The sequence below is a fragment of the Streptococcus oralis subsp. dentisani genome (genome assembly GCF_003944205.1).
GTDB classification, from domain to species: domain Bacteria; phylum Bacillota; class Bacilli; order Lactobacillales; family Streptococcaceae; genus Streptococcus; species Streptococcus oralis_BH.
In genome coordinates this window covers 77,646-94,204 of the sequence record NZ_RJPH01000001.1, presented here as the reverse complement: position 1 = coordinate 94,204, position 16,559 = coordinate 77,646, and the positions used below count along the sequence as shown (strand labels likewise).

The 16,559-nt window shown below is 41.6% G+C and carries 13 protein-coding genes; all 13 read right to left on the bottom strand.

All coding sequences use genetic code 11. The annotated features are described in order from the left end of the window. Positions 1 to 15 precede the first annotated feature (15 nt). The gene (locus D8805_RS00370; protein WP_000371301.1) at positions 16 to 273 is read right to left on the bottom strand and encodes a DUF896 family protein; all 258 of its coding nucleotides are present in this window, start codon (positions 271 to 273) and stop codon (positions 16 to 18) included. 42 nt (positions 274 to 315) lie between these two features. Then, positions 316 to 2,352 carry a glycine--tRNA ligase subunit beta gene (glyS, locus tag D8805_RS00365; RefSeq protein WP_125415049.1) on the bottom strand — a complete coding sequence of 679 codons (2,037 nt, stop codon included), beginning with the start codon at positions 2,350 to 2,352 and terminating at the stop codon, positions 316 to 318. 212 nt (positions 2,353 to 2,564) lie between these two features. Next, on the bottom strand, positions 2,565 to 3,482 hold the full coding sequence (gene glyQ / locus D8805_RS00360) for a glycine--tRNA ligase subunit alpha (protein WP_000038733.1): 918 nt from the start codon (positions 3,480 to 3,482) through the stop codon (positions 2,565 to 2,567). Positions 3,483 to 3,691: 209 nt separating this feature from the next. Beyond that, positions 3,692 to 4,063, bottom strand: coding sequence for a GFA family protein (locus tag D8805_RS00355; RefSeq protein ID WP_000912018.1), 372 nt, complete (start codon positions 4,061 to 4,063; stop codon positions 3,692 to 3,694). A gap of 269 nt (positions 4,064 to 4,332) precedes the next feature. Further along, positions 4,333 to 5,175, bottom strand: coding sequence for an aldo/keto reductase (locus D8805_RS00350; protein ID WP_125415048.1), 843 nt, complete (start codon positions 5,173 to 5,175; stop codon positions 4,333 to 4,335). A gap of 80 nt (positions 5,176 to 5,255) precedes the next feature. Further along, positions 5,256 to 6,647, bottom strand: a complete 1,392-nt coding sequence (pgdA, locus tag D8805_RS00345) for a peptidoglycan-N-acetylglucosamine deacetylase PgdA (RefSeq protein ID WP_125415047.1) — start codon at positions 6,645 to 6,647, stop codon at positions 5,256 to 5,258. A gap of 105 nt (positions 6,648 to 6,752) precedes the next feature. Continuing rightward, a complete protein-coding gene (ezrA, locus tag D8805_RS00340) occupies positions 6,753 to 8,480 on the bottom strand; it encodes a septation ring formation regulator EzrA (RefSeq protein ID WP_125415046.1) in 1,728 nt (575 codons plus the stop codon). 80 nt (positions 8,481 to 8,560) lie between these two features. Further along, the gene (gene gyrB, locus D8805_RS00335; RefSeq protein ID WP_000134069.1) at positions 8,561 to 10,507 is read right to left on the bottom strand and encodes a DNA topoisomerase (ATP-hydrolyzing) subunit B; all 1,947 of its coding nucleotides are present in this window, start codon (positions 10,505 to 10,507) and stop codon (positions 8,561 to 8,563) included. A 13-nt stretch (positions 10,508 to 10,520) separates the two neighbouring features. Beyond that, positions 10,521 to 11,084: an HAD-IA family hydrolase gene (locus tag D8805_RS00330; protein ID WP_061453858.1), complete on the bottom strand. Its 564-nt coding sequence runs from the start codon at positions 11,082 to 11,084 to the stop codon at positions 10,521 to 10,523. An 84-nt stretch (positions 11,085 to 11,168) separates the two neighbouring features. Beyond that, positions 11,169 to 11,723 carry a DJ-1 family glyoxalase III gene (locus D8805_RS00325; RefSeq protein ID WP_125415045.1) on the bottom strand — a complete coding sequence of 185 codons (555 nt, stop codon included), beginning with the start codon at positions 11,721 to 11,723 and terminating at the stop codon, positions 11,169 to 11,171. A gap of 10 nt (positions 11,724 to 11,733) precedes the next feature. Further along, complete coding sequence (locus tag D8805_RS00320) at positions 11,734 to 12,957, bottom strand: FtsW/RodA/SpoVE family cell cycle protein (RefSeq protein ID WP_125415044.1); 1,224 nt, start codon at positions 12,955 to 12,957, stop codon at positions 11,734 to 11,736. Positions 12,958 to 12,962: 5 nt separating this feature from the next. Beyond that, positions 12,963 to 15,452: a bifunctional DnaQ family exonuclease/ATP-dependent helicase gene (locus tag D8805_RS00315; RefSeq protein ID WP_376739455.1), complete on the bottom strand. Its 2,490-nt coding sequence runs from the start codon at positions 15,450 to 15,452 to the stop codon at positions 12,963 to 12,965. 199 nt (positions 15,453 to 15,651) lie between these two features. Then, positions 15,652 to 16,503, bottom strand: a complete 852-nt coding sequence (locus D8805_RS00310) for an NAD(P)H-hydrate dehydratase (RefSeq protein ID WP_125415042.1) — start codon at positions 16,501 to 16,503, stop codon at positions 15,652 to 15,654. Positions 16,504 to 16,559: the final 56 nt, after the last annotated feature.

Sequence of the window (16,559 nt, the reverse complement as noted above, 5' to 3'; positions counted from 1 at the left end):
CACCCCCCTTTCATTTTATGAGTTAGGATCATCTAAACTACGGCCGTGCAAACCTTTTTCACGTTGTACCTGACGTAGTTTTTCTGGTGTGACGTCATTTCCTTCTTCGTCGACAATTTTGATTCCTTCAATGTGGTGGCGAACAGAACGACGATAGCCTTCAATGTACTCCTCACGAAGTTTAGCTTGTTCCACTTTTTCAGCAGAAGTTAAGCCTTCTGTTTTTTTCTTTTTAGCAAGCTCGTTAATACGATCAATTTTTTTAGGATCCATGTTTCTCTCCTTTATGATAAGATTTAATCCGTTTAACAGATTTTACTTGGTATTAATTTGGTTGAAACGTGCAAGTTTCACTGCTTTATTGGTTAATTGCGACAAGATGGCCAATCGATTTTGACGAATATCTTGATCATCGGTCATTACCATAGTATTCTCAAAGAAAGCATCAATAACTGGACTAAGCGCAAAGAGTTGTTCTAATTGCTGACTTGCAGTCCCTGATAAAACGAGTGACTCTACTGCTTCCGCCAAGGCTTTCTCTTCTTCATTTTCAAAGAGAGCAGGATCAACTGTTTCATATCCTTCCGCTTTCTCAGCCAAGTTGAAAGCACGAGAGAGAGATTCAACAGACGGCTTGAAGTTTTCTTCCTTGCTTGCTTCTACAAGAGCACTTGCTGCTTCCAACATATCCGCCACGACAAAGTTCGAACTTGCAAGAACCGCTTCCTTAATGTCTTTTGGAGTAGAACCCATCATCTTATCAACACGAGCCTTGATAAAGTCCATAACCTCTGCTTTATTTTCATAAGTCAAGCTGTCAAATTTCAAAGCATAAAGGCTATCAATCAACTCATCCATAGCAATGTACCAACCAAAGGCATCCAAGATACGTACCACACCTTGCGTCGCACGACGAAGGGCATAAGGGTCATTAGAACCTGATGGAATCAAACCTACTGAGAAGAAACTCAAAATCGTATCCAATTTGTCTGCAATGGCAAGCACTGCCCCCACCTTGCTCTCTGGAAGCTCTCCTTCGGCTGATGTAGGCATGTAGTGTTCACGAATGGCAGCTGCAACTGCTGGAGTTTCACCAGCAAGAAGGGCATATTTCTCACCCATAATCCCTTGTAGCTCATCAAACTCACCAACCATACCTGTCAACAAGTCAAACTTGTAAATGGCTGCTGCGCGGGCAAGATCAATCGTTTCATCCACTGATAAACCAGCTTTTTCCGCCAAAAGGACGGCAATCTGACCTGTACGAATCATGTGTTCACGAAGGGAACCAATCTTTTCATGGAAGGTCACCTGGTTCAATTTTTCAACAAGATCTGAAATGACCAATTTTTGGTCTTCACGCCAGAAGAATTCTCCGTCTTCCAAGCGGGCAACTAAGACTTTTTCATTACCCTTGATGACATTTCCCAAATGCTCTGCGTTTCCATTACGAACAGAAATAAAGTTTGGCAAGAGTTTACCGTCTTGATCACGAACAACGAAATAACGTTGGTGTTCCTTCATCGAAGTCACCAAGACTTCTTCTGGAACTTCAAGGTATTTGGCATCAAAACTTCCCATAAAGGCAGTTGGGTATTCAACCAGGTTCAATACCTCGTTAAGCAAGTCGGCATCAATTTCGATGCTAACACCATGTTTTGCCTCAATTTCCTTGATTTGATCAACAATCATTTGTTCACGTTCACGAGGATCTGCGATTACAAACTGTTCACGAAGGTCTTCTTCGTAGCTCAATGCTGACTGAATCTTAGTTTCTTGTCCCAAGAAACGATGGCCGCGACTCACACGCCCACCCTTGATATCAAGGAAATCCAAATCAAACTCTTGTTCGTCCAAGAGAACTGTCAAAGTGTGTACAGGGCGGATATATTCAAAAGTATTGTTAGCCCAGTGCATGCTGACAGGGAATATCAGTGACTTCAAGACGTCTACTACACCAGGAACAATGGCTTCAACTGGTTTACCCACTTCTTCCTTGGTAACATAGACATATTCTTCACCCTTGATTTCACGGAATTCAATATCTTCAACTGTCAAGCCTTTCCCACGGACAAATCCTTGAGCTGCTTTGGTGAAGTTTCCATCACTATCCAGTGCAATTTTCTTTGCCGGACCCTTGAAATCTTCTGTCAAATCAGACTGTTTGTCTGCAAGACTAGTCACACGAACAGCCAAACGACGTGGTGTTGAGAAGGTTTGAATGGCTTCAAAGGAAAGGCGGTTTTCCTTGAGGAAGGCGGTCATTTTTTCACCTAGTTGTTTTTCGCTTGGAGTTACTACGTAGGCTGGTAACTCTTCAAGACCGAGTTCTACTAATAAGTTTTTTGTCATATTTTTTCTCCGAAAAGTATCTTTTTATTTTCCAGTTTGTCTTATGTGATTGGCACGCAAGCAACCGACTTCGTCGTTTCATTGCTAAAATTGGAGCCAAAAGTCTCCAATTTTGCCTAGTATCCTTAGCATCACTAAGGATACCTTCATCACTGTGGCAACTTGGCTCAGGGCTCACTCTGTTCGCCCATTTTCGTAAACTGTCACTCTCTTTACTCTGCGTCTTCTGCTAAGAGTTTAGCTCGTGTTGCCTCGTCTAAAAGTGGGTAGCCTAGGCGTTTGCGTTCTGCGACAAAGGTTTTGGCTACGACACGGGCCAAGTTACGAATACGAGCGATATAGCCTGCACGCTCGGTTACAGATACGGCACCACGCGCGTCAAGCAAGTTAAAGGTATGTGAACATTTGAGAACATAGTCATAGGCAGGGTGAACCAAGCCTTCCTCTAAGGCACGACCAGCTTCTTTTTCAAACTTATCAAAGTTTTCAAGCAACATTTCCTGGTCTGAAATCTCAAATGAATATTTTGAATGCTCGTACTCAGGCTGGATGAAGATTTCTCCGTATTTTACACCATCAGCCCACTCGATATCATAGACAGAATCTACTTCCTGAATATAAGAAGCCAAGCGTTCCAAACCATAAGTAACTTCCGCAGTCACAGGACCAGTTGCCAATCCACCAACTTGTTGGAAATAAGTGAACTGAGTGATTTCCATCCCGTCAAGCCAAACTTCCCAACCAAGACCAGCTGAACCAGTCGATGGATTTTCCCAGTTGTCCTCAACGAAGCGGATATCATGTTCCAATGGATTGATTCCCAATTTTTCCAAAGACTCAAGGTAAAGTTCTTGAATATTTGATGGAGATGGCTTCATGACCACTTGGAATTGGTGGTGTTGGTAAAGACGGTTAGGATTTTCCCCGTAACGACCGTCAGCAGGACGACGTGATGGCTCCACATAAGCCGCATTCCATGGCTCAGGCCCGATAGCACGAAGGAAAGTGTAAGGACTCATTGTCCCCGCACCTTTTTCATTGTCATAAGCCTGCATGAGCATACAACCTTGGTCATTCCAAAATTGTTGCAAAGTCAAAATAATTTCTTGAAATGTTAATTTCTTAGACATTGTTTACTCCTTTTTTTATAAATTACTTGCGACACGAGTCTGCCTCGTCGATCATACGAGGCAAGACGAGTTAGTACTGCGTCTAGCTCAGGCACTCTAGTGCTGATCGTGGGGCAGCCCGACTGTAAGGAGGTCTATGCCACTGACGCAGTGAAATGTTAATTTCTTAGACATTGAATACTCCTTTAGTTTATATTATCTTTTTAAATTTATTTATCAAGCAACCAAGAAAAAGCTGGATCCTGAAAAATATGACGTTTAGGAACAGTTTGTAAATTCTGATTGCATTCATCTACTGTGCCCAATTTCAAAGCACAAACTTCTGGTACATCTTCTTGAATAGTGAAAATTTGACTATGACAGTTCTGGCAGTAATAGCGTTGTTTCCCTGGAGATGAACTATAAGTAACCAAATTCTCTTCTCCATACAATACCAGATTTTTGCTGCTAACTTTGGCATTAACTGTATAGGCAGACGCAGTTGCTTTCCGACAGAATGAGCAATGACAAAAAACTAATTCCGACAATTCCTCATCTAAAGTGTAGGTAACTGCTTTACATAAACAAGATCCTTTAAGCATTATGCTCCTTTCTACTTAGGTATTAGACGAAATTCAAAAAGAACCGAATTTCAACACCCAAGCCTTGCGACTAGGGGCGTCAGAAACGCGGTTCCACCCTAATTTATTACTTCATTGTTTTTAAAAATACGACAGAAAGCGCCAGTTTCTTACCTTGTTCTACTTGGCTCCCACTGTCCCAAACTCGCTTGAAGAACGCCATAAGACTTTCTTTCCTGTTGAATATTATATCAGAAAGGTACGAAATTTACAATTCTTTTTCTTACTTTTTAAAAATCCATCTCATCCACACGAGGTGCGCCCGAAGTCACCGAAATCGTCTTTAAGACTTCTCGCTCGTCTTTGCTGAGTTCAATTCCAAAACAGTCAAGATTGCTCTGGATGCGAGAGGCTGTCACTGACTTAGGTAACGGTAAAAACTCTTCTGCCAAACTCCAAGCCAAGGCGATTTGAGCAACTGATTTTCCATGCTTATCAGCAATTTCTTGGACTTCTTTCTTATTAAACAATTCTCCTTGTCCAAAAGGTCCCCAAGCCTCTAGGAGAATTCCTTTCTCTCTACAGTAGGCAACTACTTCCTCTTGATAAACTCCTGGCGCTAATCGCACCTGATTAACCGCTGGAATGATTCTTGCTGTCTCAAGCAAGGCATTCAAATGCTTGGGAAGGAAATTACTAACGCCGATAGCACGAATCTTGCCTTCTTGGTAAAGGTCCTCCATCGCTCTCCAGACTTCAGCATTGCGAGTTTTCCATTCGTCGTTTTCTCTTAGTGGTTTTGGATTCGGCCAATGGATAAGATACAAATCTAGATAGTCTAAGCCCAGTTTTTCCATTGATTCCTCAAAAGCTTGGCGAGCTTCATCATAGCTGTGATTGGTATTCCAAAGTTTGGTCGTTACAAAGATTTCTTGTCGTGGAATACCGCTATCTCGAATAGCACGACCAACACTCTCCTCATTTTGATAGATAGCCGCAGTATCAATATGACGATATCCAGCCTTTAAGGCTTCTAAAACGGCTTGGTAGGCTACCTCTCCATTTTCAGCCTTCCATGTTCCAAATCCTAAAACTGGGATTGAAACTCCATTATTAAGGGTGTAAGATTTCATCTTTTTTCCTTTCTATGTGAAGAAAATCTAAAGAAACAAAGTCCTGATTATCAGCACACTTGCTCCTTTAGATTTTAAAATCATTGATCACGATCGTAATACATTTCGTGAGCTTTTAGACGTGAATTGAGCATTTCCGGAACAGTCACAAATGTATAACCTTGCTCTTTCAGATATTCTATAATCTTTGGAAGAGCATTAACTGTAGCGCCATGAATATCATGCATAAGAACAATCGATCCATTACGAACTTGATGCTGAATCTCTGTTAAAATGGCTGTCTCATTTTTACTCTTCCAGTCCAAACTATCTACATTCCACATGATAAAACTCAAATCCAGACTATTACGAATATCATCTGTAATCGCTCCGTAAGGGGGGCGCATAAGTTTAGAACTCGAACCTAAAACCTTGGTCAAGGCATCTTCCGTATCCATGATTTGCTTTTTAGCATCTTCAAGAGTCAATTTTGAAAGAACGGGATGATCCCAGCTATGATTTCCCACAACATGTCCTTCTGATTTCATTCGTTTCAGAAGATCTTCATTGCCAGCAATATTTTTACCAAGTACAAAGAAGGTCGCCTTTACATTGTACTTAGCTAATGTATCCAAAGCCTGGGTAGTTGTAGATGGATTTGGACCATCATCAAAAGTCAAGGCTACAACTTTTTTATTTTTCTGAGCAAAGTAAGCCTGGTAAAGTTCAGCATCTTTCTCAAGCAGATAGGATGACTCAATAACGTCAAAGAAACTGGATATTGGTAAAGCAATTTCCTCCAGAGTCTCCACTTGGTCAGCAGGATAAAGGATGAGTTGACTATCTTTATAGTCAAAGCTCCAAGATGCCAATTCTTGGTCTGTGAAGGTTTTTAGCACCTGATCAATTTTTGTCTGGTCAAGTTTCTTATCTTCTAGGGTTGATTTGATTTGGCTCAGCAGTAGTTCCTTAGCCTTGCTCGCATCTTTGAAAAGTTGACTAAGAGTGAAAGTTTTGCCGTCTTCTGTCAAGAAAATTTTTCCTAAAGAAGTCTTTTCTTTTTCCTCCACTTTTGAAGCAGACAGATCATAGACCTGCTTAGTAATATTACGTGCAACAACCCCTTTTAGGACGGGATCCAACTGCTCCGTATAATAAAAGACCAGATCCTCTTTATCTTCTAGCTTTTCTTTGATATCCTGGTTGATCTTTTCTCTAACAGACGCAATGACTTCCTCTCCTTGAAGAGGGTAGTAGACAATCACTTCGGCTTGACCTTTTCGGAAATGGTCTTTCTGACTACCTGCGTTGAATTGTTGATCTTTTTCACTTTTTAGCGCTTCAATTTTTTGTTCATAAGATTGCTTTTGTAGAATCTTATGGCCAATGGCACCACCTAAGCAGATCATAGCAAGGCCTAAGATTCCAACAAGGGAAAGTAATCTACTTCTCTTTTTATCGTGGGAAACACGCTTCTCTCTATTTTTCTTCATACCTCCATCATATCAAATCAGAACTATAATTTCAATGATAAATCGATATTCTTCTATTTTTGAAAGAAATAATAAAAAGCCTAGATGATCTAAGCTTTTCAGGTATTAGAAGCGAATCGCTTCACGTGTTTTTTCATAAGAAGAAACAAAGCGATTTGTGACTCCAGGCTCTGCAACTTCCAAGGCTTGAGAAATCTTCTCAAATGATGCCTTGTAGTCAAATTCTTTTTCAAAAATTTCAAGTGCTTCATTGAAAGCTTGCTGGATACGCTCATCAAATGAACGGTAACGGTTTGAATACTGCAAGAGTTGCTCCGTCAAGGTCGCGTATTGAACAATATTGTAGGTTTCTGTTTCAAGAGCCTCCATGTCATGGGTCGCAATTTCAAGAATTCGTTTAACTGATTCAATATTAACTTGTGCTTGTTCTAACTCTGCCATCAGATCTTCTGTGTTATGGCTTGCAGCGAAGAAAAGTTTCAAGAAACTTTGAGGAATACCCGGCAAGTTTCTCTTCTCCATGTAACGTTTGATAGTATGCAAGCGATTCACATAGACATTTGCTTTCTGACGAGCATTGATGTCGTCTTTTTCGATTTGGGCTAGGCGTTCACTAACAGAAACTTGTTCGTCTTCAATGTCTTTTAGATTACTTTGAAGTGAACTAAGCTGCTCCTCTAAAACAGAGTAGGCTTGAGTAGGTTCTGTCTGATCTTCAGTTGCCTCTGTGATCGCTGTATCAAGCCCTGACAATTCAGCTTGAAGACGGCGGACATGGTTCCCATCACTTTCTGGGAGAAGATAAGTTTTATTCAAGCGTTCAAGGTCTTGAACCAAAACCTGATTATTTTCTTTCAAGTGATTGAGGTAGGTTGGAAGCGTTGAAAGGAGACTTTCAACGACTTTTTGGGCAGCTATTTCACGCGTGAAGATATCGTAGAGCGCATTAATCTCTTCTTGGATTTGTGTATTTTCATACTCTGCATTATCCAATTCCAACTGGCGGATGTTTTCTTGATTATTTTTCAAGGATTCATGTAAAAGTTGGAAGCGTGACTCGATGTCCGTTTCAGTGAAGTGATAATTAGCATCCAAGAGTTTACGGTAGCCTTCCTCCAAATCTTCCAATTGTTCTGGAAGTTCTGTTGACAAAGTCTTCACGAGAGATGGAACACGATCAACGATATGTGTCAAAGCGAGAATATGATTTTCAGTTGAATCAAGAATTGCTGCAGCTTCAACTGGGTCACCTGAAGAGTTCAAGGTTACAAATTGAGAAAACTCTGACTGGATATTTTCCAATTGTTTCTCAATTTCAGGAAGGGCTTTACCATACTGTTCCGAATTTTCTGCTACGGTATGTTGCAGATTTTCAAATAAGTCCAAAGCATGCAGAACACGTCCGCTATTCTTAGACTCTTGTTTTTCAAGCTCTGAAAGCGCATTGCGAATCGCCGCAATGTCTTCTTCAATTAAATCAATTTGACTTTCGATTTGATCGATTTGGTGAGTCGCTTTGAAAAAGCGAAAAGAATTATTATAGCCTTCAGCCTCAAACAGGTTATTTTCAATATCAGCAAATGAGTTAAGGGATAAATCAACCCATTTTTGATTCCATTCACGGAAGGTTACCTGACTTTGACCAATCAAATGCATGTTTTTAACCGCTTCAACCTCATCATTTACAGGAAGGTTGTAGAGTTCTTCTTTTCTTTCTTCGAGGGCCGTCAATCTACTTACATTACGCTTACGTAGGAAGATTGCCGCTACATAAGCCAGAATCAAAATGACTGCAATCGCAACCATTAGATAAATTAGTTGTCCATTAGACATATCAAACTCCTTTTATACTAGAAACAATCGTATTGATTATATCATATTTTTTAGGTCATGGGAACTATTTCCCACATTTTTTAGACGTCAAGGGTACTGTAAACGGCATTTTCTTCGATAAATTCACGGCGAGGTTCAACTCGGTCACCCATCAACATATCAAAGATTTTATCAGCTTCTGCTGCATCATCTACCGAAACACGCGCCATCAAGCGATGTTCAGGATCCATGGTAGTTTCCCACAATTGGTGGTCGTCCATTTCTCCCAAACCTTTATAACGTTGGATGGTTGGTTTTGAACGCCCTTCACTATGACGTGCTAAGGCTTCTTGGAGTTTAATTTCTTGATCTGCACCAGGTTGAATGTATTCTTTGATCTCACTTCCAACTTTTACTCCGTAGATTGGCGGTTGAGCAATGTAGACATATCCAGCTTCTAGAATTGGTTTCATGTAGCGGTAAATCAAGGTTAACAATAGAGTACGAATGTGGGCTCCATCGACATCGGCATCAGTCATCAAAACGAGTTTTTGGTAACGAGCCTTAGTGACATCAAATTCTGCACCAAATCCTGTCCCCATGGCTGTGAAGAGACTCCGAATTTCTTCGTTTGCAAGGATTTTATCCATGCTAGCTTTTTCAACGTTCAAGATCTTACCACGAATCGGCAAGATAGCTTGGAATTCACGGTTACGACCAGATTTAGCTGACCCACCAGCTGAGTCTCCCTCAACGATAAAGAGTTCGGTTTCAGCTGGGTTGTTCGAAGAACAGTCTGCTAGTTTTCCTGGAAGATTGGAAATTTCCAAACCAGATTTCTTGCGAGTGACTTCACGCGCACGCTTGGCAGCTACACGAGCCTTGGCAGCCAAAATCCCTTTTTCCACGATGCGCTTAGCAATCTGCGGATTTTCCATGAGAAAATCAGAGAAGGCATCGCTGAAGAGACGATTGGTAATCTTAACCACTTCGCTATTGCCCAGTTTGGTCTTGGTTTGTCCTTCAAACTGCGGATTTGGATGCTTGACAGAAATCACAGCAGTTAATCCTTCACGGACATCTTCCCCTGTCAGGTTGTCTTCATTGTCTTTTAGTAGCTTATTTTTGCGGGCATAATCATTGATAACACGTGTCAGCGCTGTACGGAAACCTTGCTCATGCGTACCACCTTCATGGGTGTGAATGTTATTGGCGAAACTCATGACGTTTTCGTGATAACCAGTTGTGTACTGCATGGCTACTTCAACTGTAATATCATCCATCTCACCGTCTGTGTAGATTGGCGTATCAAAGATCACATCCTTGTTCTCATTGATATATTCAACGTAGCTAGCAATCCCACCCTCATAGTGGTAATGTTTGCTTTGTTCGAGACCTTCACGCTTATCTGTGATGGAGATCCGAAGTCCTCGGTTCAAAAAGGCTAATTCTTGAATACGTTTGTTTAATTTGTCAAAATCAAAGGTCGTTGTTTCAGTAAAAATCTCTGGATCCGGCGTGAAGTGAACTGTTGTTCCAGTTTTATCCGTATCTCCAACGACCTCAAGATCAGCAACAACATGACCACGACGGTATTCTTGGTAATGAATCTTACCGTTTTTGTGAACATGAACGTCTAGTTGCGTTGAAAGAGCGTTTACTACTGATGAACCCACACCGTGAAGACCACCTGATACCTTATATCCGCCACCGCCAAATTTTCCTCCAGCGTGAAGAACCGTAAAAACTGTCTCAACAGCAGGACGTCCCGTCTTTTCCTGAATGTCAACAGGAATTCCACGACCGTCATCCACAACCGTGATGGAATTATCTGGCTCTATAAAAACTTGGATATGACTGGCAAATCCAGCCAAGGCTTCGTCAATAGAGTTATCAACAATTTCCCAGACTAGGTGGTGAAGACCTTCTTTTGAAGTCGACCCAATATACATACCTGGACGCATACGAACGGCTTCAAGCCCCTCCAAAACTTGAATTTGACTGGCATCATAATCCTGTGCTTGTTGATTTTTGATTTCTTCTGTCATTTTTTTCCTTTTCTTACATGTCTATTGCTTGTCTCAATGTCGCAACGTTATTAAAAAGATAGGCATCTAAGCCAGCAGCTTCACCTGCTTCTACATCAATCTTTCTGTCACCAATGACCAAACCAGATGTAATATGATATTTATCACGTAAATAAATCATGGACTCAGGATCTGGTTTTCGTTTAAAGCCAGAACTGGCAGTCACCACCTCGGTGAAGTAGTTGGCTATCTGGGTCTTAGCAAGAAGTTCCAGAACTTGGTCATTTCGATGAGAAACCAAGAAATGGCGACCACCCTTGTCAGAGATGTCTTTGAGTAACTCTGGAATTCCCTCAAACAGAACTGGATGCTCTAGCTCACGTGCCTCATTCTCTTTGTAGCTCTCTAAAAAATCCTCGATATCTGGGGCAAACTTCTCAATGGCAAAAGCTGTCGAAACCTTCAAGGCTTCATAAACACGGTCGTGTTCTTGCTCTATTCCGTATTGGGCCAAGGTTTCTACAAAAGCTGCTGTAGAAGTCTCGTAATTATCCAATAAGGTACCACCTAAATCCCATATGTAGTCGTGATATTTCATACCCTTCATTATACCATTTTTTTATGAAAAAAGCGATGTTTTCCTAGATTTTTCCAAGTAAAAAACGAGAGCCGAACTCTCGTTTTACTGCTGATTTCCAAAGACATCTCGATAGAGCATGCCGACTCGTAAACTTTCTGCATCTCCTCCCAACTGCTCCACCAATTCATAGGCAAAGGCAAGGGCAATTGACGGCCCTCGGCTAGTTGTTAGATTGCCATCCACAACCACTGTTTCCTTTTGGTAAATCCCGTCAGTAATTTGCTCCTGAACACCGTCATAACAGGTAAAGCGCTTGTCTTTTAAAACACCTGCTTGGTGGAGGGCGATTGGGGCTGCACAGATAGCCGCAATTTTCTTTCCTACTTGGTTAAAGGATTGAACCTCAGAAATGAGGGCTTGATTATCCCGTAGATTTGCTGATCCAGGCATACCACCTGGAAGAACTACTAAATCATAGTCGGATAAATCACCATCAAAGACACGATCGGCTTTTACCTGAATGTCATGTGATCCTGTCACCTGTTCCTCAAATCCTACCATATCACAGGAAATGTTTGCTCGACGCAAGACATCGACTACTGTCAAGGCTTCGATTTCTTCAAAGCCATTTGCTAAGATAACTGCAACTTTTGCCATAGTGGCCTCCTTATTTGATTTGTTTTAAGACGACTTTCTTTCGTTTGAATGGAATTTTTCCACTCTTTTCTTCAGCTAGATTGGTCTGGTAACTCATAGATAAGAGAAGACCGACTCCGATGAGGTTACTAATAATTGCGGAGCCCCCTTGAGAAATGAATGGCAGAGGAATCCCTGTCAAAGGAAGTAGGCCTGTTACAGCACCGATATTTTCAAAGATATGGAAGAGCAACATCATGATAAAACCAGTCGAAATATAGGTATAGAACTGGTTATTTGACCTGAGCGTAATCTTCAACATACGATAGATAAGAAGCAAATACAAAGCAATGACAAAGACTGAACCAATGAAGCCAAAGTCTTCAGCAATCACTGTGAAAATCATATCGCTTTCACGTACTGGAATGAGGAGATTGGACACATTGAAACCTTGTCCAAACAAGCCACCACTTCCAATAGCAATTTGCCCCTGCGCCTGTTGGTAAGTCGTTGTTTGCGCGAAATCAAAGGGATTGAGCCAAGCCAAAATACGGTTAATCTGGTATGTTGGCATCCCAATCTGATGCAAGAAGGCACGTCCATCCTTACTTATAAAGATGGCCATGAAGCCTGCAACTGCAGTCACTCCTGTTGCAAAAACAGGAATGATAATCTTCCACGAAACACCTGAAAGGAGGACCATGCCTGCAAAAATAGCTACAAAGACCAAGGCAGTCCCTAAGTCACTTTGTAGGGCTAAGAGGATCAAGACTGGGATGGTAAAGGCAATCATCCAACCAATCAATAGGAAATCCAACAGAATAGTCCGTCGCCATTCTTTGTGTTTTTGAGTGAATTGTACAATGACTCGAGCCAATATCAAGATGTAGGAAATCTTCATGAACTCAGATGGTTGAAAGAGCGTGGTTCCCCCGATAGACACCCAGTTTTTAGCTCCCGTAGAAGCTACCAGACTCGGATTGTAAAAAACAAGGGGTAGGACCATCAAAGCTAGCCCTAGACCATAAAGATAGGGAGTCACCTTCCATAAAAACTCGGTATTGAAGAACATGACCACAAAACCAATGACAAGACCCAAGGAAATCCAAGCGATTTGCTGGCCTAGTATTGGTAACACATTATTTGGATAGTCATGACTAACTGCTATATAAATGGACACTACTCCAATCACCAGTAAACAAAACACTGGTAGAAGGAGGCTATAATCGACTCGAGAGTCGAAGGAACGTTTCATATTTTTTACCTTTTCTCTTTCTTGGATTTTTCTTTCATTCTATTGCGACGGGATTGGAGAAAATCAGCTACAGCAGGCTCTAACTGTTCTCTAGAAAGAACCTGAACAGCCCTTTCTTTTGACAAGGTCTGGGCGATTTGTTTGCCGTAACGCTTGCTGACGACACGACTGTCTAAGATTACAGCAACCGAACCTTGGTTGGGCCGTCTAACAGTACGACCAAGGGCTTGTTTTAGCCGAATGATCGCCATCGGTAACTGATAATCATAGAAAGGATTTTTCCCTTCTTGACGCAGTTCTTGGTTTAATTTTTTGGTTAAAGGCTCTTGGGGATTTTGGAAAGGCAATCTCGGAATCACTTGGATTACGCAAGGATGGGTAGAAAAGTCAACTCCTTCCCAGAAACTACCTGTTCCAAGTAAGATCTGGCGTTCACCTTTTTCAAAACGTTTTTTCAGTTGACTTGGTTCCCCATTTTTATACTGAGCCAGATGCGGTTGGTCGAGCAGGTCCGAAACTGCCAGCAGCATTTCTTTTGAAGTAAACAAAACCAATAAAGGTTCTTGAAAGACTTGTAACCTTCGGATAACAGAAGACACTTCATTAGCATAGTCAAAAGGCGAAACTTCTGTCACAAGAGGAAAATCATCGACTAGAAAGACTTCTTGTTGCTCCTGCTTTGCTACATCAAGCTTAACAAGCGGAGCATCTGGAAATCCCAATAAATCTGCTAAGGAAACCCGATTGCTGATTTCAAGAGTGGCCGATACTCCTAGGAGCCTACAATCTTCTGGCAATAAATCTGCTAGTATAAAGCGGCCTTTTTTGCTTGAACAAATCAAGACATCCTTGCCCGATTTCTCTGCTGTAGCAAGCCAAAATTCACGGTCCGACGCGAAAAAGTTTGCAATTTCTCGATACTCTGGGAGACCTAGCTCCGAAAAATGCTGGCGCAACTGTTCGAGAGAATCCAACCACTTTCCATCCTTAAGGCTTGACTGATAGTGCTCCGTCAAGTAACGACATTCAAAGCTAATACTCTCAAGCAAGCGCTTCTGAACCAAAACTCCCTCTGTCTCCAAGGACTTTTCAATTTGAGTTACAAGATCCTCAAGGCGATAAGCCTGCTGGGCTAGATTTTCAAGAGCTAGCAGCATTTTTTGAGCTTCATCCAAGATCACCAATCGATTGTCGACAAACTCTGGATTGTCTTCCAAACGAGTGACCAGATAGGCATGATTGGTCAGAAGAACGCGACTGGTCTGTGCCTTTTCCTGCCCTCGTTTCCAAAAATCCTCTGTAGCAAATAAACTTTTCTTTGAAAGCTTGCCATCGTGGACTAGTTCAGGCAGAAAGTGTTGATAGCGATAAAGTTGCCCGATTTCGTCCAAATCACCAATCTCTGTCTCCGTTAGCCAGATGAGCAGTTGCATTTTAAATCGTGTGAAAAGACGATTGGACTCAGGCCGATGGAGGACTTGGTGAAAAGCATCCAATTTCAAGTAATTTTGAGGCCCCTTGAGACTATGAATCTCCAGATGGAAGACCTCTTTTAAGCGCTGACCTTCTTCTTGCATAATTTGATTTTGAAGAATTTTGGTCGGAACGCTCACTAGTATCCCTGCTTCACTCTCCAAGTTCAAAGCTGGAAGGAGATAACCATAAGTCTTGCCCAGTCCCGTTTGGGCTTGGATAAAGGAAGTCTGGTGTTCTTCCAATAATTGCTCAATCTTCTCCGCAAATTCCAACTGTTGCGGACGCTCCTCCAGCCCCAATAAAGAAATGTTTTTAGCAAAGTCTTTGGATAACTTTCTTGGGACTAAGACTTTGCTTTCCTTTCTCAGGAAAAGCCCATGTAGTTCTATCAATTCCGGAGAGGACAGGAGAGATTGTTGCTGATAGACCTCCTCAATCACCAGATAACTTTCATAGAGAAGGTTATCTGCAAGGTCTAACAAGCTTTCTAAGAGCCCTTTAGGTAACTCGAAGAGTTTTTGACGCATGTAAAGCAAGAGTTCAGCTGTTGCTTGAGCATCTGACAGGGCAGTATGGGCATGTTCCAGCTCAATGCCCAACTCTTGACAAAGGATACCTAAGTTATACTTTTCAAACTGAGGATACAGAACCTGGGCAAGCTCAACTGTATCCACCCGCGGTGTGCGCAATTCATATCCTTCAAAAAAGAGAAATTCCGCAAGAAGGTTGGCATCAAACTGTACATTGTGCGCAACAAAAATACCGTCCTTAACCAATTCAAAAATTTTTCCAGCTACCTGAGAAAATTCTGGTGCCACAGCCAAACGCTGATCGGTCAGACCCGTTAATTCTTTGATATGAGAATCCAAGGGTTCGTGAGGATTGACATCAGTCGCATACTGATCGATGATTTCACCATTCTCAATCACCACAATGCCTACTTGAATAATTTTTGCCTTGCTTCCGGTGCTGGTCGCCTCTAAATCAACGACCACATACCGATCATTTCTCGCATTCATCATTAAAAATTATATCAAAAAAAGCATGATTTGACACCCCTCAACTTTGATAACAATCTCGCTTTAATTGCGAGTTTGACTAAAAATCAAGACCTTAAAAGTGAGAATTTCACGCAAGTTCAGCAGTTGGTCGCTAGTTCTGAGGTATTTGAAAACCTTATCAACAAAGCTACATCAACATAAAAAGACAACTAAGGTATTAGCTGCCTTTTTGAGATATTTTTTTCATTGTTTTTGGAAGTTCCTTGCTAATTTCTGTTGGCAAGACAAGGTAATTTTCTTGAGCTAGTTCTTGCGCGATAGCTGAATGAAGATGAGTAGCTACCACCACTCTCTCATAAAGGTTGGTTTGACAGAACTGACCTGCAAAACCTGCAATCATCCCAGCCAGAGTATCTCCCATCCCACCAGTTGCTTGATAGGGGCCTCCGACTTCTAATTGATAATATTCAGGCTGACCGACTTGCCAGATACGAGTTGCCGGACCTTTCTCAACTAGAATCGTTCCTTGAGGAAAAGCTGAAAGAGCTCTAGCAGTCGTCTCTGTATTTTGATGGTCAAGAACTATACCAGACAGTCTTTCCCATTCCTTTTGGTGGGGAGTTAGGATGAGCTGACTAGAAGGAAATGACAGACTTATCCTAGCGAGAATAGTCAAGGCACCTCCGTCTACAATCAAAATCTGATTCTGTCTTAAGCTAGCAAAGACCTGTTTGACTAGTTCTTCTCCAAAAGTATCATCTCGTAAACCAGGTCCCAATAAGACAACTTCTGCCCTCTCCAATTGCTCTTTTAACAATTGCTGATCTTGAAGAGAGAAGGCCATAGCCTCAGGTAAATGACTGTGTAGAGCAAGGATATTTTCCCTATCTGTTCCAACGGTCACCAATCCTGCACCACTTTTTACAGCTGCCAAGGCAGCCATGATGATGGCTCCACCATAAGGATAGATCCCACCAAGCAAGAGTAGACGGCCATAGTCTCCTTTATGACTGGTACGAGAACGTTCAATAATGACTTTTTCTAGTAAGGCTTGATCAATCACTTTCATCGTTTTTTCCTCTCTATTCATTATACTATAAAGTTTATTGACCTTGCATCTTAAAC